The sequence below is a fragment of the Thiogranum sp. genome, assembly GCF_058323355.1.
Genome location: NZ_JBTTIO010000017.1, coordinates 16,003 through 35,447, shown reverse-complemented (window position 1 = coordinate 35,447; position 19,445 = coordinate 16,003). Strand labels below are relative to the sequence as shown.

Annotated in this window: 19 protein-coding genes; 10 read left to right on the top strand and 9 right to left on the bottom strand. The window is 56.8% G+C overall.

The features are described 5' to 3' along the window. Positions 1-10: 10 nt before the first annotated feature. Together ACW81B_RS03120 and ald are read right to left on the bottom strand one after the other, a co-directional pair. Entirely contained in the window at positions 11-2,326 is a 2,316-nt protein-coding gene (locus ACW81B_RS03120; protein ID WP_491578750.1) for a DNA translocase FtsK, read from the bottom strand. A gap of 53 nt (positions 2,327-2,379) precedes the next feature. Continuing rightward, positions 2,380-3,453 carry an alanine dehydrogenase gene (gene ald / locus ACW81B_RS03115; RefSeq protein WP_491578749.1) on the bottom strand — a complete coding sequence of 358 codons (1,074 nt, stop codon included), beginning with the start codon at positions 3,451-3,453 and terminating at the stop codon, positions 2,380-2,382. 119 nt (positions 3,454-3,572) lie between these two features. On the opposite strand from ald, the gene trxB reads away from it, so the two are divergent. The 5 genes from trxB (at position 3,573) to infA (ending at position 7,548) form a co-directional block, all read left to right on the top strand. After that, complete coding sequence (gene trxB / locus ACW81B_RS03110) at positions 3,573-4,541, top strand: thioredoxin-disulfide reductase (RefSeq protein WP_491578748.1); 969 nt, start codon at positions 3,573-3,575, stop codon at positions 4,539-4,541. 58 nt (positions 4,542-4,599) lie between these two features. Further along, positions 4,600-5,745 (top strand): GNAT family N-acetyltransferase, encoded by a 1,146-nt coding sequence (locus tag ACW81B_RS03105; RefSeq protein ID WP_491578747.1) that lies wholly within the window; start codon positions 4,600-4,602, stop codon positions 5,743-5,745. Then, complete coding sequence (gene aat / locus ACW81B_RS03100) at positions 5,742-6,470, top strand: leucyl/phenylalanyl-tRNA--protein transferase (protein WP_491578746.1); 729 nt, start codon at positions 5,742-5,744, stop codon at positions 6,468-6,470. Before ACW81B_RS03105 ends, aat begins: the two co-directional genes overlap by 4 nt. Then, complete coding sequence (locus tag ACW81B_RS03095; RefSeq protein WP_491578745.1) at positions 6,467-7,261, top strand: arginyltransferase; 795 nt, start codon at positions 6,467-6,469, stop codon at positions 7,259-7,261. The genes aat and ACW81B_RS03095 overlap by 4 nt, the downstream gene beginning before the upstream one ends. Before the next feature lie 68 nt (positions 7,262-7,329). Next, positions 7,330-7,548, top strand: coding sequence for a translation initiation factor IF-1 (infA, locus tag ACW81B_RS03090; RefSeq protein ID WP_491578744.1), 219 nt, complete (start codon positions 7,330-7,332; stop codon positions 7,546-7,548). A gap of 33 nt (positions 7,549-7,581) precedes the next feature. On the opposite strand, the gene clpA is transcribed toward infA, so the two are convergent. Both clpA and clpS read right to left on the bottom strand, forming a co-directional pair. Continuing rightward, the gene (gene clpA, locus ACW81B_RS03085; RefSeq protein ID WP_491578743.1) at positions 7,582-9,846 is read right to left on the bottom strand and encodes an ATP-dependent Clp protease ATP-binding subunit ClpA; all 2,265 of its coding nucleotides are present in this window, start codon (positions 9,844-9,846) and stop codon (positions 7,582-7,584) included. Between the two features lie 30 nt (positions 9,847-9,876). Further along, positions 9,877-10,197: an ATP-dependent Clp protease adapter ClpS gene (gene clpS / locus ACW81B_RS03080; RefSeq protein ID WP_491578742.1), complete on the bottom strand. Its 321-nt coding sequence runs from the start codon at positions 10,195-10,197 to the stop codon at positions 9,877-9,879. 290 nt (positions 10,198-10,487) lie between these two features. Here clpS and ACW81B_RS03075 point away from each other — a divergent pair, with 290 nt between their 5' ends. Then, positions 10,488-10,709: a cold-shock protein gene (locus tag ACW81B_RS03075; protein ID WP_491578741.1), complete on the top strand. Its 222-nt coding sequence runs from the start codon at positions 10,488-10,490 to the stop codon at positions 10,707-10,709. Positions 10,710-10,777: 68 nt separating this feature from the next. Here ACW81B_RS03075 and icd read toward each other — a convergent pair whose 3' ends face one another. Continuing rightward, the gene (icd, locus tag ACW81B_RS03070; protein WP_491578740.1) at positions 10,778-12,034 is read right to left on the bottom strand and encodes an NADP-dependent isocitrate dehydrogenase; all 1,257 of its coding nucleotides are present in this window, start codon (positions 12,032-12,034) and stop codon (positions 10,778-10,780) included. A 122-nt stretch (positions 12,035-12,156) separates the two neighbouring features. Next, positions 12,157-13,074: a hypothetical protein gene (locus ACW81B_RS03065; RefSeq protein WP_491578739.1), complete on the bottom strand. Its 918-nt coding sequence runs from the start codon at positions 13,072-13,074 to the stop codon at positions 12,157-12,159. 332 nt (positions 13,075-13,406) lie between these two features. Between ACW81B_RS03065 and ACW81B_RS03060 the strand changes: the two genes are divergently transcribed. Genes ACW81B_RS03060 through hflD form a run of 3 tightly spaced genes read left to right on the top strand, consistent with a single transcriptional unit; the run spans position 13,407 to position 15,571 of the window. Then, on the top strand, positions 13,407-13,853 hold the full coding sequence (locus ACW81B_RS03060) for an NUDIX hydrolase (protein ID WP_491578738.1): 447 nt from the start codon (positions 13,407-13,409) through the stop codon (positions 13,851-13,853). Between the two features lie 9 nt (positions 13,854-13,862). Continuing rightward, positions 13,863-14,942 carry a tRNA 2-thiouridine(34) synthase MnmA gene (gene mnmA, locus ACW81B_RS03055; protein WP_491578737.1) on the top strand — a complete coding sequence of 360 codons (1,080 nt, stop codon included), beginning with the start codon at positions 13,863-13,865 and terminating at the stop codon, positions 14,940-14,942. Next, positions 14,939-15,571, top strand: a complete 633-nt coding sequence (hflD, locus tag ACW81B_RS03050) for a high frequency lysogenization protein HflD (RefSeq protein ID WP_491578736.1) — start codon at positions 14,939-14,941, stop codon at positions 15,569-15,571. Before mnmA ends, hflD begins: the two co-directional genes overlap by 4 nt. Here hflD and ACW81B_RS03045 read toward each other — a convergent pair. From ACW81B_RS03045 to ACW81B_RS03035, 3 genes are all read right to left on the bottom strand, one after another. Beyond that, positions 15,568-17,166, bottom strand: a complete 1,599-nt coding sequence (locus ACW81B_RS03045; protein WP_491578735.1) for a methyl-accepting chemotaxis protein — start codon at positions 17,164-17,166, stop codon at positions 15,568-15,570. The two genes, hflD and ACW81B_RS03045, sit on opposite strands and share 4 nt — an antisense overlap. 184 nt (positions 17,167-17,350) lie before the next feature. Further along, the gene (locus ACW81B_RS03040; protein ID WP_491578734.1) at positions 17,351-18,457 is read right to left on the bottom strand and encodes a hypothetical protein; all 1,107 of its coding nucleotides are present in this window, start codon (positions 18,455-18,457) and stop codon (positions 17,351-17,353) included. A gap of 15 nt (positions 18,458-18,472) precedes the next feature. Continuing rightward, positions 18,473-18,916 carry a hypothetical protein gene (locus ACW81B_RS03035; RefSeq protein ID WP_491578733.1) on the bottom strand — a complete coding sequence of 148 codons (444 nt, stop codon included), beginning with the start codon at positions 18,914-18,916 and terminating at the stop codon, positions 18,473-18,475. A 296-nt stretch (positions 18,917-19,212) separates the two neighbouring features. Here ACW81B_RS03035 and ACW81B_RS03030 point away from each other — a divergent pair, with 296 nt between their 5' ends. Beyond that, complete coding sequence (locus ACW81B_RS03030) at positions 19,213-19,443, top strand: YgaP family membrane protein (RefSeq protein WP_491578732.1); 231 nt, start codon at positions 19,213-19,215, stop codon at positions 19,441-19,443. The last annotated feature ends 2 nt before the right edge of the window (positions 19,444-19,445 follow it).

Genomic DNA, 19,445 nt, shown 5'->3' with positions numbered 1-19,445 from the left:
TGCATGTTCCTTACGCCTCGGGCGGTGGTGGTGCAAGCACTTCACGGTTGCCGTTCGTTTGTTGCGGCCCGACGATACCGATACTTTCCATTTGTTCGATCATGCGTGCCGCGCGGTTGTAACCGATTTTCAGGCGCCGCTGCACGCCGGAGATAGACGCCCGGCGTGTCTCGGTGACGATGCGTACCGCCTCATCGAATAACGGGTCGCTCTCGGCATCATCTCCACCGGCGGCCTGGCCGCCACTGCCGGGCAGGAAGTCCGTGGTGGTTTGCAGAATGTCTTCAATATAGTCCGGTTTACCAATCCCCTTGAGGTGCGCAACCACGCGGTGCACTTCCGCATCGTCCACAAAGGCGCCGTGCACGCGGGTGGGAATCGCCGTGCCGGGTGGCAGGTAGAGCATGTCGCCGTGCCCGAGCAACTGTTCCGCACCGGGCTGGTCGAGAATGGTGCGGGAATCGATCTTGGAGGATACCTGGAAGGCGATACGCGTGGGGATGTTGGCCTTGATCAGGCCGGTAATCACATCCACCGAGGGGCGTTGGGTAGCGAGAACCAGGTGTACACCGGCAGCGCGCGCTTTCTGTGCCAGCCGGGCAATCAGCTCTTCCACCTTCTTGCCGACCACCATCATCATATCGGCCAGTTCGTCGATGATAATCACGATGAATGGCAGCGGTTCGAGCATGGGTGGCTGCGGATTTTCTTCCAGCACATCTTCCGGGTTGAACAACGGGTCCGGGATCGGCTCACCCCTGTCGATGGCCTCCTTCACTTTCTTGTTATAGCCACCGATGTTGCGCACACCCAGTGCCGACATCAATTTGTAGCGGCGTTCCATTTCACCGACACACCAGCGCAGTGCATTGGCGGCTTCCTTCATATCGGTGACGACCGGTGTCAGCAGGTGCGGGATACCTTCATAGACGGACAGTTCCAGCATCTTCGGGTCGATCATGATAATGCGCACGTCTTTCGGCAATGCCTTGTACAGCAGGCTCAGCACCATTGCATTGATGGCGACGGATTTGCCCGAACCGGTGGTGCCCGCTACCAGCAGGTGCGGCATGCGTGCCAGGTCAGCCACGATAGGACGCCCGCCAATGTCCTTGCCGAGCGCAAGCGTCAACGGTGAACCGGCCTCGTCATAATCGCTGGAACAGAGGATTTCGCTCAGTGCCACGATCTCGCGGCTTTCGTTGGGGATCTCCAGGCCGATAACCGACTTGCCCGGAATGACATCGACCACGCGCACACTGATGGCCGACAGGCCACGGGCGATATCCTTGGCCAGGTTACTGATCTGGCTGACCTTGACACCTGAACCCGGCAACAGTTCGAAGCGGGTGATGACCGGGCCCGGCTGCACGGCCACCACCTCCACCTCGATACCAAAGTCGGCAAGTTTCATTTCCACCAGCCGTGACAGGGCTTCCAGCGCAGCTTCTGAATAGCCATCGACATGTTCCCGCGCATCGTCCAGTAACGACAGGGGGGGCAGTTCGGTATTCGGTGGCGCATCGAACAGTTTGACCTGCCGTTCGCGCTCTACCCGCTCGCCAGGTTCGACTTTTTTGATAACAGGCTCGATACGCGGCGCCTTGCGCTTCACAATCTTCTGTTTCTTGCGTCTGGTTTCCGTGGGCGCTTCACGTTTTTTGCGTGCACGCCGTGCCTCGAGCTGCTCACGCAGGCCGGAAATGCGTTCCCCCAGCCAGGCAATGCACAGCAGCGTCAGCTTGCCGGTCCAGTCCATCAGGCCCAGCCACGACAGGCCGGTAAACAGGGTCACTCCGGTCAGGAACAGCGCCAGCAGGAACAGTGTGGCGCCAAGGAAACTGAACAGTGATGCAAGATTCTGTCCCACCAGGTTGCCGAACACGCCACCGGCATCCAGCGGCAAACTGCCAGGTTCAACATAGAAATGCAGCGTTGCCAGGCCACAGCCCGATGCCACGGTCAGCAGGAACCCGGCCCAGCGGATGCTCAGCACATGGACATCGATGCCCCCGCTCGGCGTACGGCCCTTGTAGACCAGCCAGCCACTGAAACCCACCATGAGGGGAAACAGGTAGGCCATCACCCCGAACAGGTAGAGAAAAATGTCCGCAAACCAGGCGCCGACAACGCCACCGAAATTTTGTACCGTATCGCTGGGACCGCGGTGCGACCAGCCGGGGTCTTGCGGGTTGTAGGTCACCAGTGACAGGAACAGGTACACAGCCAGCGCAGAAAGGATGAACAGCATGCCCTCGCGCAGACCCTTGCTGACCTGTGGATTGATTTTCGGCGTTTCAGCCTTTTTACGACGCGCTTGAGCCAAGGTAAGAAGTTTCGCTAAGTATTGTATTTAAGACATTAAAAGATAGGATGATTTTACTTCTCTTCGAGAGAAGATAGCAAGGCGGGATGACAGACCTTGCCAGCCCTGACATTAATGCCCCGCCGCAGCGCCGCATGCTCGTCCAGCCTGCCACCCGCCAAGGGTAACAGGAATGGCGACAGGGCGGCGGAAAGCGCCTGTGAGGCCGTTCGCGGCACGCCGCCGGGCAGGTTGGTAACGGCCAGGTGCACCACATCATCCACCCGGTAGGTCGGGCTGGTGTAGTCGGTGGGACGGGTGGTTTCAATGCACCCCCCCTGGTCCACGGAAATATCCACGATGACACTGCCGGCCGCCATGCGCGAGACCTGTTCAGCGGTCACGACATGCGGGGCACGCGCACCCGGGATCAACACGGCACCCACCACCAGGTCAGCTTCCCGTACGGCCGCCTCGATGCCATCCGGCCAGGCGTACAGGGCGGTAACATTGTTTCCGACTTCGCGCATGGCCTCAAGACGTTCACGTTTGCGGTCGAACACTGTGACCTGCGCGCCCAGCGCTGCCGCAACGCAGACCGCAGCGGTACCCGCTGTTCCAGCGCCAATAACCACCACCCTGCCACGCTCTGCACCCGGCGCACCGCCGAGCAGCAGTCCCCTGCCCCCCTGTGGCATATGCAGCAGACCGGTACCCAGCTGGATCGACAAGCGTCCGGCGATATCGCTCATGGGTGCCAGCAGCGGGAGAAACCCGGATTCCTCCTGCACCGTCTCGAAAGCAATGGCGGTCAACCCGATCTCCTGCAGCTGCTGCAGTAATTCCGGTGCGGCGGCCAGGTGAAGATAACTGAACAGTATATGCTCACGGCGAAGATAGCGGAGATCGCCTTCAACCGGTTCCTTGACCTTGATAACCAGTTCGGCTTCAGCATAAAGCTGCTGTGCCGTGTCACGCAGGGTTGCGCCGGCGCTACGGTACTGCGCATCGGGATAACCGGACAGGCTTCCGGCGCCGCGTTCGACAAATACGGCATGCCCGGCGGCGACCAGTTCGGAACACGCATCCGGCACCAGCCCTACCCGGCCTTCCAACGGCTTGATTTCACGGGGAACCCCGATATGCATTGCTTCTCCTTTACCCTGTCCGGGGCATTCCGTACCATACGCGGCTGACCAGGTTGCCCGGCAATGCGCTGGCTGGCAGCACAGGACTGAACCCCCGTCGTAGTTCGGAGTGATTATACATGAGCGAAACCAGACACAGCCGTCTTCTGATACTCGGCTCCGGCCCGGCCGGCTATACCGCCGCCATCTACGCCGCGCGCGCCAACCTTGACCCGGTGCTGGTGACCGGACTGGAACAGGGCGGGCAGCTCATGACCACGACGGACGTGGAAAACTGGCCGGGTGGAGAAGATGGCCTGCAGGGTCCCGCGCTGATGGAAAACATGCGCGAACACGCGGCACGTTTCAATACCGATATCGTTTTCGACCACATCAACGACGTCGACCTGAAACAGAAGCCCATGGTACTGAAAGGCGATGCGGGAACCTATACCTGTGATGCCCTGATCATCTGTACCGGCGCCTCGGCGCAATATCTTGGCCTGCCCTCGGAAGAGGCCTTCAAGGGGCGCGGTGTTTCCGCCTGCGCGACCTGTGACGGGTTCTTCTACCGTGAAAAACCGGTGGCTGTCATCGGCGGTGGTAACACGGCTGTTGAAGAGGCCCTGTACCTGTCCAACATTGCCTCGCACGTCACACTGGTCCACCGTCGTGATGCGCTGCGCGCCGAGAAAATCCTGCAGGATCGTCTGTTCGAACGCGAAAAAGAAGGCAAGGTCAGCATAGAATGGAACCACGTTCTGGATGAAGTGCTGGGTGACGACAGCGGCGTAACGGGTATGCGCATCAAAAACGTAAAAGATGACAGCCGCAAAGACATTACGCTGGATGGTGTTTTTATCGCCATCGGCCACAAACCCAACACCGATCTGTTCGCCGGTCAGCTGGACATGCACCAGGGCGGCTACCTGGCAGTGAAAAGCGGGCTGGAAGGCGATGCCACCGCGTGCAGTATCGAAGGCGTGTTTGCCGCGGGTGACGTGGCCGATCACATTTACCGTCAGGCAGTTACCTCGGCCGGTTCCGGTTGCATGGCGGCACTGGATGCCGAACGCTATCTGGATGCGCTGGCACAAACAAAAACCTGACCCCGACAGAGTGACTTAACACATACCTGCTTCACCCGCACACGGTTACAATGCGGGTATGAAACTGAAAATCCTCAACGGCATCGATGCAATAGCTGCTGCGCAGTGGAATGCCGTGTCCGGCACCGGAAACCCCTTTCTCCGCCATGAGTTCCTGGCAGCCCTTGAGCGCAACGCCTGTGTCGGGGAGCAACATGGCTGGCTGCCCCGCCACCTTGTCGCATTCGATGACAACGGTGAACTGGTGGGCGCGGTACCCATGTACCTCAAGGACAATTCATACGGTGAATTTGTATTCGACTGGTCCTGGGCCGAGGCCTACCAGCGCGCAGGACTGCCCTACTACCCTAAATCCGTGGTCGCCATTCCCTACACGCCGACACCGGGGCCGCGTATCCTGGTACACCCGCAAGCCTGCCGCGAGACAGTTTCCACACAACTGATCGAACTGGCACGCAGCTGGTCGCAAAGTGAAGCGCTGTCATCATTACACTGGTTGTTTACGGATGACACGGATACCGGGCAGCTGCGCAAACAGGGATTTCTGCTGCGGCTGGGTTGCCAGTTTCACTGGGAGAACCGCGGCTACCGTGACTTCGAAGACTACCTGTCCGGTTTCAACGCGCGCAAGCGCAAGAAGGTGCGCCGGGAGCGGCGTTATGTTCAGGAGCAGAACATCGAACTCATTACCGTGCACGGTAACGAAGCCACTGAACTGCAACTACACACCATGCATGAATTCTATCGCAGCACCTTCGAAAAGAAGTGGGGGCACCCGACACTGACGCTGGATTTTTTCCACGAGGTTGCACAGACCATGGGCGAACAGCTGGTGTTTTTCATCGCGGAAAAGCACCAGCGGATGGTAGCAGGCGCCATCTGCCTGCGGGGAGATAACACGCTCTATGGCCGGCACTGGGGCTGTTACGAGGACTACCACAGCCTGCACTTTGAAGCCTGTTACTACCAGGGTATCGATTACTGCATCAAACATGGATTAAACGTCTTTCAGCCGGGCGCGCAGGGGGAACACAAGATCAGTCGCGGTTTTTTACCCACGCCGACCTGGTCTGCGCACTGGATTGCCAACGAGTCATTCCGGGAACTGATCGCGCATTTCCTCGACCACGAAACCCGGGGCATGCACGAATACATCGAAGAACTGGGCCAGCGCTCACCGTTCAAGGCGTCTGTTCCGGCATGAACCAGCCTGGGCCTTTCTGGATCTCGCCGGACGATGCCGATATCGATTTTCCTGATGTCAGCCTTGCGTTGACCGAGCCGGATGGACTGCTGGCAGTGGGTGGCGACCTTTCGCCAGAGCGGATTCTGAACGCATACCAGCGCGGGATCTTTCCCTGGTACAGCGCTGGACAGCCGATTCTGTGGTGGTCGCCGAACCCGCGAACCGTACTCGACCCCGGGCAGCCGAAAATATCCCGCAGCCTGCGCAAGGTGTTGCGTCAGGGGCGCTTTGAAACAAGCTACGACCGCAGTTTTGAAGCCGTTATCAGGGCCTGTGCAGCACCGCGCGACAACGAGGCAGGCACCTGGATTACGGATGCAATGATGCAGGCCTACATCAGGCTGCATCGTCTCGGCCACGCGCATTCCTTTGAATGCTGGCAGGACGGTGAACTGGCCGGAGGACTGTACGGCATAGCGATCGGCCGGGTGTTTTTCGGCGAGTCCATGTTCAGCCGGGTACGCGATGCCTCGAAAGTTGCATTTGTGCAGCTTGCCCGCCAGTTGCTGGACTGGCAATACGGGCTGATCGACTGCCAGGTCTATACGCCCCACCTGGCCAGCCTCGGCGCCCGCAGCATTCCCCGTGAGCAATTCCTGCAACAACTCGACCTGCTGTGCAAACTCGATCCGGCAGCCGAAGCCTGGCAGACTGGCCAGAGACCTGTGAACACGCATCCATGAATCGCGACAACCGACCGGGCAATACGCAACAGACGCTGCGTTTTTATGCCGCGGCACCGCAGCCGTGCAGTTACCTCGAGAAGCGTGACGCGATCTCGGTGTTTGCCGACCCGGATGCCACACTGTCGACCGACATTTACCACAAACTCGCGCCACTGGGTTTTCGCCGCAGCGGCAGTGGTCTCTACACACCATCCTGCCCGGCCTGCAACCAGTGTATCCCGGCACGGGTCGTGGTCAGGGATTTTCGCCGCAGCCGAAACCAGCAACGGGTCTGGCGGCGGAACCGGGATATCACCTGCTCGCCTCTGGATACCCGTTTCCGACAGGAACATTTCGAGCTCTATTGCCGCTACCTGTCACATCGGCATCGTGGCGGTGGAATGGAAAATCCATCGCCCGAGGAATATCTGGGCTTTTTGACCAGCGACTGGAGTGACACCCTGTTCCTTGAATTTCGTGCCGGTGACACGCTGACAGGCATTGCGGTTACCGACTGCCTGCCGGACGCGCTTTCCTCGGTCTACACCTTCTTTGACCCCGACTTCGCAGCGCGCAGCCCCGGTACCCTGGCTATCCTGACGCAAATCGAAACCGCCCGGCAGCTGGGGCTGGACTGGCTATATCTGGGTTTCTGGGTACCGGGCTGTCAGAAGATGGCGTACAAAAACCGCTTCCGGCCCCTGCAGGTGTTCCGGCACGGATGCTGGCAGGATTTCGACCCGGACAGGGATTACTCGCAGGCCCCGGAAACGGCCGACCCGCCTCCCCCGCTATCTCCAATGGGATAAATACCCCCCGCAGGCCGGAATTCGGTTATACTTCGCGGCTGATTCGGACAGCGCACAAGTGAGGAACGGTGGCAAAAGAAGATCACATTGAAATGGAAGGCACGGTCATCGAGACCCTGCCAAACACCATGTTTCGGGTAGAACTCGAAAACGGACACGTCGTGACCGCACATATCTCGGGGAAAATGCGCAAGCATTACATCCGCATTCTGACCGGTGACAAGGTGACAGTTCAGCTGACGCCCTATGATCTGACCAAGGGCCGCATCACCTACCGGGCACGTTGAACCGCACCACACACCTGCCGGTGCGCCTGCCGGCTACAGCGCCTCTTCTTCTTCCTTGATGTCGTGAATCAGCTCGCCGCCTTCGGCGCGGATCACCAGCTGACCACCGTTTGCCAGGCGGCCGAACAGCAGTTCTTCCGCCAGTGGCTTCTTGACATGCTCCTGGATAATACGCGCCATGGGGCGCGCGCCCATTTTCGGATCGAAACCGTGTTCGGCCAGCCACTCGCGTGCTGAATCCTCGAACTCGATCGTCACACCCTTGTCCTGCAACTGCGCTTCCAGTTCATAGATGAACTTGTCCACGACACGGGTAATCACGGCCGGGTCGAGTGCACGGAACTGGATAATGGCATCGAGCCGGTTGCGGAATTCCGGGCTGAACAGTTTCTTGATGGCTTCCATGCCATCGGTGGAATGATCCTGGTGGGTGAAACCAATCGACGGGCGACTCATTTCCGATGCACCGGCATTGGTCGTCATCACAAGCACCACATTGCGGAAGTCCGCCTTGCGGCCATTGTTGTCGGTGAGTGTGCCATGGTCCATGACCTGTAGCAGCAGGTTGAACACGTCGGGGTGGGCCTTCTCGACCTCGTCGAGCAACACCACGGCGTGCGGGTGCTTGTTGATGGCTTCCGTCAGCAACCCACCCTGATCAAAGCCGACATAACCCGGCGGCGCACCGATAAGACGCGATACCGTATGGCGTTCCATGTACTCGGACATGTCAAAGCGAATCAGTTCAATGCCCATGATCATGGCCAACTGGCGGGTGACTTCGGTCTTGCCCACACCGGTCGGCCCGGCGAACAGGAAGGAACCGATGGGCTTGTCTTCATTGCCCAGGCCGGAACGCGACATCTTGATGGCGCCGGCCATGGTTTCAATCGCTTCATCCTGACCGTAGACCACCATTTTAAGATCACGCTCCAGCGTACGCAGGGAGTCCTTGTCCGAAGCGGACACGGTTTTCGGCGGGATGCGCGCAATCTTTGACACGATCGCCTCGATGTCATTGACACCAATCGTCTTCTTGCGCCGTGATGGCGGCAACAGGCGCTGACTGGCGCCTGCCTCATCGATCACATCAATCGCCTTGTCCGGCAGGAAGCGGTCATTGATATAGCGTGACGACAACTCAACCGCTGTACGCAACGCTTTCAGTGAGTACTTGACCTCGTGGTGTTCTTCAAAGCGCGACTTCAGCCCCTTGAGGATGCTGACGGCCTCGTCAATGGTCGGCTCCGGCACATCGATTTTCTGGAAACGCCGCGCCAGTGCGCGGTCTTTTTCAAAAATGCCGCGATATTCCTGGTAGGTGGTCGAGCCGATACACTTGAGTTCGCCGGAAGCCAGCATGGGCTTGATCAGATTGGATGCATCCATCACGCCACCCGAGGCTGCACCAGCCCCGATAATGGTATGGATCTCGTCAATAAAGAGAATCGAACCTTCTTCCTTGCGTAACTGGCTCAGCACACTTTTCAGGCGCTTTTCAAAATCACCCCGGTACTTGGTACCGGCAACCAGTGCACCGAGATCCAGCGAATAGATGGTTGCATTGAGCAGCACATCGGGCACATCACCATCAACAATGAGCTTGGCCAGGCCTTCAGCCAGTGCTGTCTTGCCGACACCGGCCTCACCGACGTACAGCGGATTGTTCTTGCGGCGGCGGCAAAGGATCTGGATAGTCCGTTCCACCTCGTTACGGCGACCGATAAGCGGGTCGATCCTGCCCTTCATGGCCATTTCATTGAGGTTGGTGGCAAAGTTTTCCAGCGGCTTCTTCTGCGGTGCTTCGGCCGTACCGGAAGCTTCATTCCCGGCAGAGGTTTCTTCCTCTCCCTGCGAATCGCCGGAGACCTTGGAAATGCCGTGGGAAATATAGTTCACCACATCCAGACGCGTGACATCCTGCTTGTTGAGGAAATAGGCGGCCTGCGATTCCTGCTCGCTGAAAATCGCCACCAGCACGTTGGCGCCGGTGACTTCTTTTTTGCCGGATGACTGGACGTGGAATACGGCCCGCTGCAATACGCGCTGAAAGCCCAGGGTCGGCTGGGTCTCGCGATTGTCATTGGGCGGTAGTAAGGGGGTGGTTTCCTCGAGGAAGGTTGTCAGTTCTTTCTTCAGCACATCGAGATCGGCGCCACTTGAGCGAAGTACTTCGGCGGCGGCAGGATTATCCAGCAAGGCGAGCAGCAAGTGCTCGACTGTCATGAACTCATGGCGCTTTTCGCGCGCATCCTTGAATGCCAGGTTGAGTGTAAACTCCAGTTCTTTGCTTAACATCTTGACTACCTCGACTACTGCACTGCGCTTCTAGGCCTCCTCCATGGCACAAAGTAACGGATGATCATTTTCACGCGCATACTCATTGGCCTGCGCCACTTTTGTCTCCGCAACTTCCCGTGTAAACACTCCACATACGCCCTTTCCCCGGGTGTGTACATGCAGCATTACCTGTGTCGCTTTCTCCCTCGACATGCCGAATAACTGTTCCAGCAGCAACACAACAAACTCCATCGGCGTGTAATCGTCGTTGTGCAACACGACCTTGTACATGGGCGGTTGCCTGAGTTTGGGTCTGGCCTCCAGTACTGAAAGCCCCTGGTCCCCGGAATGTCGTGTGTCCTTTCCCATATCTCGCAAGCTTGACTGATTAGACCATTCCCGGCGTCAGAATATCAACGCTTTTTTGAAACAATACACCTGATATTTATATTAGCAAAGCGCATGCCTGTTGCGGGGATTTCAATAAAAACACGGGGTATTGCAAGTACTTGACTAATTTGGTCAGGAGACTAACAATATCCTGATCCCCGTGCGGGATAAGGAGGAGTCGCATTCAGGCCCGGGGGGGAATGGAGCGGCGCGTAAGCAATAAGAAAGGTGGGCATCCACCATCAGAACTGAAGTGAGGATACACGACCATGGCAACAGGTATTGTTAAGTGGTTCAGTAACGCAAAGGGTTACGGTTTCATCTCACCGGACGAAGGGGGCGAGGATATTTTTGCCCACTTCTCGTCAATTGAAATGGAAGGCTACAAGAGTCTCAAAGAAGGGCAGCGCGTTGAGTTCGACGTAGCCGACGGCCCGAAAGGTTTGCAGGCCAGCAAGATCATGCTGGCAGCCGGTGCTCCCGCTCAGTAAGCAGGCAACACTGAAAAACTGCAACACAGCCACCTGCCGGGTTGAAGTCCGGCAGGTGACTGCGCGCGCTACATATCGTTGATAATGGCCTTACCGAAACCAGAGCAACTGAGTTTTGTTGCGCCTTCCATCAGACGATCGAGATCATAGGTCACCGTCTTCGCGGCAATCGCCCCTGACAGCCCCTTGACGATCAGGTCAGCGGCTTCATTCCAGCCCAGGTGCCGCAACATCATCTCGGCTGACAGAATCAGCGAGGCCGGGTTGACCTGGTCCTTGCCCGCGTACTTGGGCGCAGTGCCATGCGTGGCTTCAAACAGCGCAACCGTATCCGAAAGGTTGGCACCGGGCGCCATACCGATACCACCAACCTGCGCGGCCAGTGCATCGGAAATATAGTCACCATTCAGGTTCAGGGTGGCAATCACACTGTATTCGGCCGGGCGTAACAGGATCTGCTGCAGGAATGCATCGGCGATCACATCCTTGACGATAATTTCGCGGCCTGTGAGCGGGTTTTTGAAACTGCACCAGGGCCCACCGTCGATTTCCCTTGCACCGAACTCTTGTTTCGCCAGCTCATAACCCCAGTTCTTGAAGGCACCCTCGGTGAACTTCATGATGTTGCCCTTGTGCACCAGGGTGAGCGAGTCACGATCCTGGTCAACGGTATATTGAAGTGCACGGCGAACCAGACGCTTCGTGCCCTCTTCTGAAACCGGTTTGACACCGATACCGGAGGTTTCCGGGAACCGGATCTTGCTGACGCCCATTTCGTTTTGCAGGAAGTCGATGACCTTTTTGACTTCATCCGAACCGGATTCCCACTCGATACCCGCATAGATATCCTCGGAGTTCTCACGGAAAATCACCATGTCGGTTTTTTCCGGTTCCTTGAGTGGACTGGGGGTTCCGTCGTAATAGCGTACCGGGCGCAGGCAGACATACAGATCGAGATCCTGGCGCAGCGCAACATTGAGCGAGCGTATGCCTCCGCCGACCGGCGTGGTGAGAGGCCCCTTGATGGCAACCACAAATTCCCGAATCGCTTCCATTGTCTCTGCCGGCAACCAGGTATTTTCGCCATAAACCGCATTGGCTTTTTCCCCGGCATAGATCTCCATCCAGCTGATGCTGCGTTTTCCGCCAAACGCCTTCTCAACAGCCGCATCCACGACATCACGCATCACCGGGGTGATATCCACACCAATGCCGTCGCCTTCGATAAACGGCACGATGGGCTGATCAGGCACATTCAGCGAATGATCGGCGTTGACAGTAATTTTCTCGCCCTGTTCGGGCAGGCTAATGTTTTGATATCCCATGTGGATTCCTGATTAGGCTGAAAAGATCGCGCGATTGTACCAGAGGCCTGTAGCCGCACAAATAAAAAACCCCCGCAGCCAGCGGCTGCGGGGGCTCAAATACGACGCTTTAACTGTCGTTTCTAGATGTCGCCACCCGCGGCATCAATCAGCGCTTCTTCAATGGCGTTAGGGGCGCACATGATGTTGAAGAAGGTCGCGCCGGTGTCGCTCTTGATCATCGGCAGGTGAGGCCAGCTGATCGCAATGCGGAAACGGGCATACAGCGCATAGACATCACCGTCGGAAACCAGGATCTCGTAAGGCAGGTGACCGGTGGAACGGATGGCATCCCTGTCAACACGGCTCATGATGTACTCGTCACCACTGCAACCGCTGTCGTTCAGCGCGACACCGAACACGGTTTCGTTACGGCCCGGGATATCGATGCGATATACCTTGGTGGCGCCGCCACGACCCTGTGCCAGACCTTCCTCGACCGCAGCAACGGCTTCCTCGTAGCTGTCGTATTCAGCCAGCTCGCTGGGATCGTCGAAGTATTCCATACCGAACATGTAGTGGTACTTGCGCAGGTCGGCAGCCGACAGCTGCTTCTCGCCCGTGCCATATTCGGTTTCCTTACCCAGAGCAGCTTCAAGACTCTTCAGTGCATTGGCCGGTCCCGCGGTATCTTCCAGACGGTAGGTGTTGGCGAGGTACATCGGGTTGGTGTAGCTGACCTGGACTTCGTCACCGACCCTGGTCACGGTAACGCGCTGACCGGCAACATACCCACCAAACTCGGTGCTGGCTGCCGCTTTTTTCAGGTCGTCATTGGTGATAGCCATAACAATGGCGCCATCGTAAGGCGAGTAGGAACCGGCAATTTCAAAACCGGCCGCTTCAACCTTGCCCTTGACTTCGTCGGCGATGGCCTGGATATCACCACTGGTCTTGTAACCCAGTACAAACGGTTTGAGAACTTCTTCGGCAAAGGCATTGCCGAACGTAAGCGCAACCAGGGCGCCGGACAGGAACAACTGTTTTACGACTTTTAGCATGATGACTCCTCCTCACGTTTTGTCGTGATAGATCTTTATAGATTTAGGTTACTGCGGGAATTTGCGCGGGGCAATTCCTGCATTATTATTATGGCCTTCGCCTCTTTGCCGGCTCCCCGGGTTCGTAAACCTGCTGACGTTCCTGAGGAACCGGAGGCGAACCCGCGCAAATCAGCGTCGGTCATGGGTGTTACTTTATGTTGCCGGCAGGTAATGTCAAGTCTATGACGCATCTGCCGATCAATTATTTTCGCGCGGTAACACAATTACAACGGATAACTGATTGTTTATACTTTTAAATCATAATCTTATTCGGGCATATTACAAACATCATGATCTGGAAACCACGCGCCACTGTTGCCATTATCTGCGAAAAAAACGGACAATTTCTTATGGTTGAGGAAAAGGTGCATGGCAAGACACGCTTCAATCAGCCTGCCGGACACCTCGAAGACCGGGAGAGCCTGATCGATGCCGCCGTGCGTGAATGTCTCGAAGAGACGGCCTGGTTTTTCAAACCACAGGCACTGGTCGGCCTCTATCGCTGGCGCAACAGCAACAACAACGACACCTACCTGCGGGCAACCTTCTGTGGCGAATGTACCGGCCCCGAACACGGACGTCCGCTGGACGAGGACATTATTGCCGCGCACTGGATGACACTCGATGAGATTCATGCGCATAAAGCGCAACTGCGCAGCCCGCTGGTACTGCGTTCACTGCAAGATTACCTCGCCGGTAAACGCTACCCACTCGACCTGCTTGTTGATGTCACCTGACACCCTGTCATGAAAAAGGAAAAAGTTATCGTCGGTCTGTCCGGCGGCGTGGATTCTGCCGTTGCCGCGCACCGGCTTCTGCAACAGGGCTATGAGGTCGAAGCCCTGTTCATGAAAAACTGGGATGAGGACGACGAGGAAGACCATTGCCCGGCCGAGCAGGATCTGGCCGATGCCCGGGCCGTTGCCGAACAACTCGGCATTGAACTGCGTACGATCAGTTTTTCCAGTGAATACTGGGACAGAGTGTTTGAATATTTTCTTGCCGAATACCGCGCCGGCCGCACACCCAACCCTGACATTCTCTGTAACCAGGAAATCAAGTTCCGCGCCTTTCTCGACTACGCCCTGGATCTCGGTGCAGACTGGATTGCAACCGGCCATTACGCGCGTGTCAGCGGTGAAAAAAACAGCCGTCAACTGCTGAAGGGCCTTGACCCGGACAAGGACCAGAGTTACTTCCTGTACCGGCTCGGTCAGCATGCACTCAACTACACCCTGTTCCCGCTGGGCGAACTGCACAAGCCGGAAGTCCGTGCGCTGGCAAAACGCGAAGGTTTCCCGAACTTCGCAAAGAAAGACAGCACCGGCATCTGTTTTATCGGTGAGCGCAAGTTCAAAACCTTTCTGCAACGTTTCATCCCGGCTCAACCGGGAGACATTGTCGATACCGAAGGGCATATCATCGGCCGCCATGATGGATTGATGTTTCATACCATCGGGCAACGCCAGGGACTCGGGATAGGCGGCATGCAGCACCACAGCGGCGAACCCTGGTACGTCTGCGGCAAGGATATCGGCAGCAACCGGCTTATCGTTGCACAGGGCAGGCAACATCCCGCCCTGTTCCGGTCATCACTGAGCGCCGGCGACATGCACTGGATCGCGGGCACACAACCGGAAATCCCGCTGCGCTGCCATGCCCGCATACGCTACCGACAGCCGGACCAGGCCTGTGACATCCTGGTACTCGGCGAGCATCACTGTGAAGTGAGATTTGATGTACCCCAACGTGCAGTTACCCCCGGTCAGGCTGTTGTATTTTATCAGGGTGACATTTGCCTTGGCGGCGGGACCATCCAGCAATGAGTGAGCACAGTATCGAAGACCGGACACTGGCCTTTGCCGGCATCCTGCAGGCATTGCAACTGGTGCAGCAAACCGCTTACGGCAAGCCCTGCGACCTGGCGTCCATGCAGGCCAGCCTTGGCAGTATTCTGGTGGTCGACGCTGACTCGGTAGAAGCCGTTTATGGCGGAGTGGACAAGCTGCGCCCGGGCCTGCTGCTGTTGAAAACACAGCTTGTCGGTGCACAGCGCAAACCGGATGCCGAACTCAGCCGTTACCTTGTCACGCTACTGCACCTCGAGCGCAAACTCAGCAAACGCCCCGACCTGCTCGACCGCCTGGCTACCGGTATTGAACGTGCGCAGGTGCAGGCCGGGCACTTCGACGTGGTGCACGACAACCTGGTCGCCAGTCTTGCAGACCTCTATACCAAAACAGTGAGCGAGCTGCAGCCACGCATCATGGTCAATGGCCAGCCGGAACACCTTTCTGACACCGGTGTCGCCAACCGGGTACGCGCCCTGCTGCTCGCTGCCATGCGCGCCGCCGTGTTATGGCGTCAGTGTGGCGGTACCCGGATCGGGTTGATTTTCGGGCGCAAAAAGATGGTGGAAATGGCCGGCAGACTGCTGGACAGGCTCAACCATTAATTCACCTTGAAACAGGCCACCAGTTCGGTAAGGTTCTCGGCAAGCGTTTCCATTTCGACCGCATTGGCGGAAGATTCCCGTGCATAGCCAGCGGTTTCTTCCGCAAGAGTATTAATGCTGACAATATTCCGATTGATTTCCTCGGCCACGGCAGCCTGTTGTTCGGCGGCTGTGGCAATCTGGATATTCAGATCGGAGCTGGCGTTTACGGACTGGTTGATATTGTTCAGAAGTTCACCGGCCATGCTGGCGTGCTCAACAGATTCCTGAGCCTGCTCGCGTCCTTTTTCCATCACAACGGCGGCATCCTGTGCCCGCACCTGCAGTTTTTCGATGGTCGCCTGGATCTCCAGAGTCGACTCCTGGGTGCGACTGGCCAGGCTGCGAACTTCGTCGGCCACTACGGCGAAACCACGGCCCTGTTCTCCGGCACGGGCAGCTTCAATGGCCGCATTCAGCGCCAGCAGATTGGTCTGTTCTGCGATCGCCTTGATCACGTCCAGCACCGTGCCGATATTTTCGCTGTCAGTTTGCAGGGACTGCATGGTAGAAGCGGCAGACTCTACATCACTGGCCAGTTTATCAATCGACTGGCCGGTGGCCGTCACCACTTTCAGGCCCTCGCTGGCCTGGTCGCCCGCCTCCTGGGTGGCATGCGCCGCATCGCTGGTGTTGCGAGCCACCTCGCCGACAGTGGCCGCCATCTGGGTAATAGCCGCGGCCAGCTGATCGGTTTCCTGTTGCTGCTGGTTAACGCTGTCAGACGTTTGTTTCATGGCTGCCCGCAGTTGGTCGGATACAGCAATAAGCTGGATTACGCCATTGATAATGCCGTCAATCAGACCTCTTAATTTCGTCGCTGTTTCGTTGTGGTAGTCGACAAGCTGACCAATCTCGTCATTACTGGAATGTTCGATCTCGGTCGTAAGGTCTCCCTCGGACAAGCGCCCCATACCGTGCATGATCTTGTTGACACCGGCACTGACATCGCGGCTGATAACAAGTGCCGAAACCACGAGGATAACCATGACGACAACACCGATCACCACGCCCCACAGAACATTTCTGCGACTGGTCTCGTCAGCATTTTGCAGTACGGTATTGAACTGCCTGTTCATATCCTGGTGAAAGGCATTCAGTGCGGACTCATAGGTTTCCCTGTGCCTCGACAACTGCCCGGAAAGTGCTCTCATTTCATCACTGGAGACAGTCCCTCCTATCATGCCCAGGGTAAGCCCCCTGGCACTTTCAAAATAGGTGGAGAACAACCGTAGAAGCTGGTCAACGGCTGGCTTTGCCGTGTGATCGATGGCTGCGATTTCCCGGTAGGTCGATTCGATACCGCTGGCGATTTCCTGTGCCTGTTCTACCAGGTCCTCATCCCCTGTCGTCACGGCAGAGTTCCAGGTTTCCTTCAGGCGGTCCGTCTGGGCAATATTGAAACTTGTGCGCTCCAGTACAGGGTAGTAGATATTCTGGACCGCATTCAGGCGCTCGGTATTCGCTGTGGCCTCCTGGTAATTCATCACCAGATGTACAGCGAAGCCGAAGACACCGATAAGCGCGATGCTGAGTATTTTATGTCTGATTTTCAAATTCTGCAGAAACCACATACTGAATCACCCGATATGATTGAAATGAAAGAACGACCTGCCTTACAGGATCGGCAAAATGGTGGAAGTTCTTTAACTGATCGTTCCGCACTGCGGCAATCCATCCCGCTGGAACACACTGCCCCGTGTACCGGAGTGAAACCGGCCACGAGACGGTGGCCCAGGCTTACGGGATAAGAAATGCCCATTGCAGACTGTAAGACGTCACATCATCGCCACTGTCCGGGTCTTCCTTGACTGCCTCGAATTTGAGTGAGTTGGTATCGTCAACGTCGTAGCGCAGCGCAAAAACGCCACGGGTTGCTTCCTGCGAACCCAGCAGTCGGAAATAGGTGTCGTCGGCATCGAAACCGAGATCCTCGTAGCGCACCACAGCCTTCAGCGTTTCATTCAGCTGGTAGCCAAGCTGGATGTAATATGCATTGGCGCTGTTATTACCGGAAAGTCCTACCTCGTTGTCATTCTCGAAACGATAGAATTCGGCCAGCAGGTCGAAATTCTCTCCCTCATAGTAGACATCGATACCGTAAATCATCTGTGTGACCAGGTCATCGCCTTTTGCCGCAACACCGCCGGTATCGGCTGATTCCGCTACAACATTGTGCATGGCAAACACACCGGTTTTCAATGGTAAACTGTCAGGGCCATACACCACTCGCAGCACTGCAGATTTATCACTGTTGGGATCGCTGATGTCGTTGATGTCGATTTCAGGCTTGTTTGCCGGGGTGGCGCCAAAACCCGAGCCGGAAGTGTCGATAGACGGTCCGTTGGCGATCGAGAGTTCATAGCTGAACTCTCCACCTGCACCGACGAAGTCGCCGGTTGCCATCAGTCCCACGACATGGACAGGCAAGATACCGGTAGCGCCATCCTCGAATTCCAGGAAAAACGGACGTGAAATGGTGTCCTGAAGCAACGCGCCATGATGATAAGTGCGGTTCCAGCGTCCAAGTGGCGTATGGAAACGCCCCGCGGACAGCGTGAACCTGTCGTCAAAGGTATGGGCAATCCACAACCGTTCGAGATCCGTGACGATGCCCGAATCCGTATTTTCGAATACGAATTCAACGAATCCACGCGTGGTTTCTGAAATCGTGTGCGTGGCATAGAAATCGAGTCCACCCAGTGCAAAATTGGAATTGTCATCCTTCGCATTACTGTCATTTAGTGTGACATCACCAAACAGACCGAAGTTGACTGCCTGTACCGGCATAGCCGGCGAGCCCAGCAGCAAAGCCGAAATGAAAACTGTATTTTTTATCCGTGACATGATGTGTATCCCTCCTTAATTCACGCGCAACAGAATTTTGACGGCATCAGTCACTGATGCGCTGTCCACATAGCCCAGCCCGTTCGCGTGGCTGGCGACCCATTCCACAACAGCCGCGTCACTGCCAAGCTGCTCCGGGGGGAACCCCTTGCCTGTGAACGAACGCTTGGCCCAGTAGGCCTTGATCTGTGCGGGTTTCTTTTTCACCACCTTGCTGTAAAACGCAACATAAGCATCACTGGCCTCAGGGTGATCCACCACACTGAGCTTTCCGCTGCCCGACAGTCGACGGAGCTTGCCCAGCCAGATCTTGCGCACCTCATCGGCTGTCACACTGTCTGCTGATATGCTCTTGTTACCGATAATCACCAACTCGGCCTGGCCGAGGCAGGGTGTTATCCCCACCACAATGGTCAGCAGGGTGCGTATCAGCACGTGTTTTATTGTTCCAACTCTCATTACGAGGTCTCCTTGTCTGTCTTCCAATAGCTGAATGATGGTTCGGATGGAGGCGCCAGCAGGTTCACCAGATCACAATCGCGGATGTCAAAATTTCGCCGCCAACATGCCGTGAACCATGTGAAGCAAACTTTATGCCGCAACAACATTGCTTTGTGTAGGTGTACCTGGCTCCATTAAAGATGATCGTAAAGATCCCGATAGGATAGGTATTCCTGAGCCAAGACCCCGCCCGAGAATCACGAAAACACAAGGCGCCTGACACTGGAGCCAGCGGACACAGACGGGGTAACCTAATGATACAAAAGAACCTTTCCAGAATAGACCAGGTAATTCGTATAGTTGCCGGCCTGTTGCTGATGTACACAGGATTCATCGACACCACACTGATCGGGGATGCCTATCTGGCTGGCGCACTGGGTGTATTCGGCCTGATCAACCTGTTTGCCGGACTGACCGCCCGCTGCCCGCTTTACCGGCTGGCCGGCATCAATACCCGCTCGGCCACCTCACGATCCGAAACCTAGCC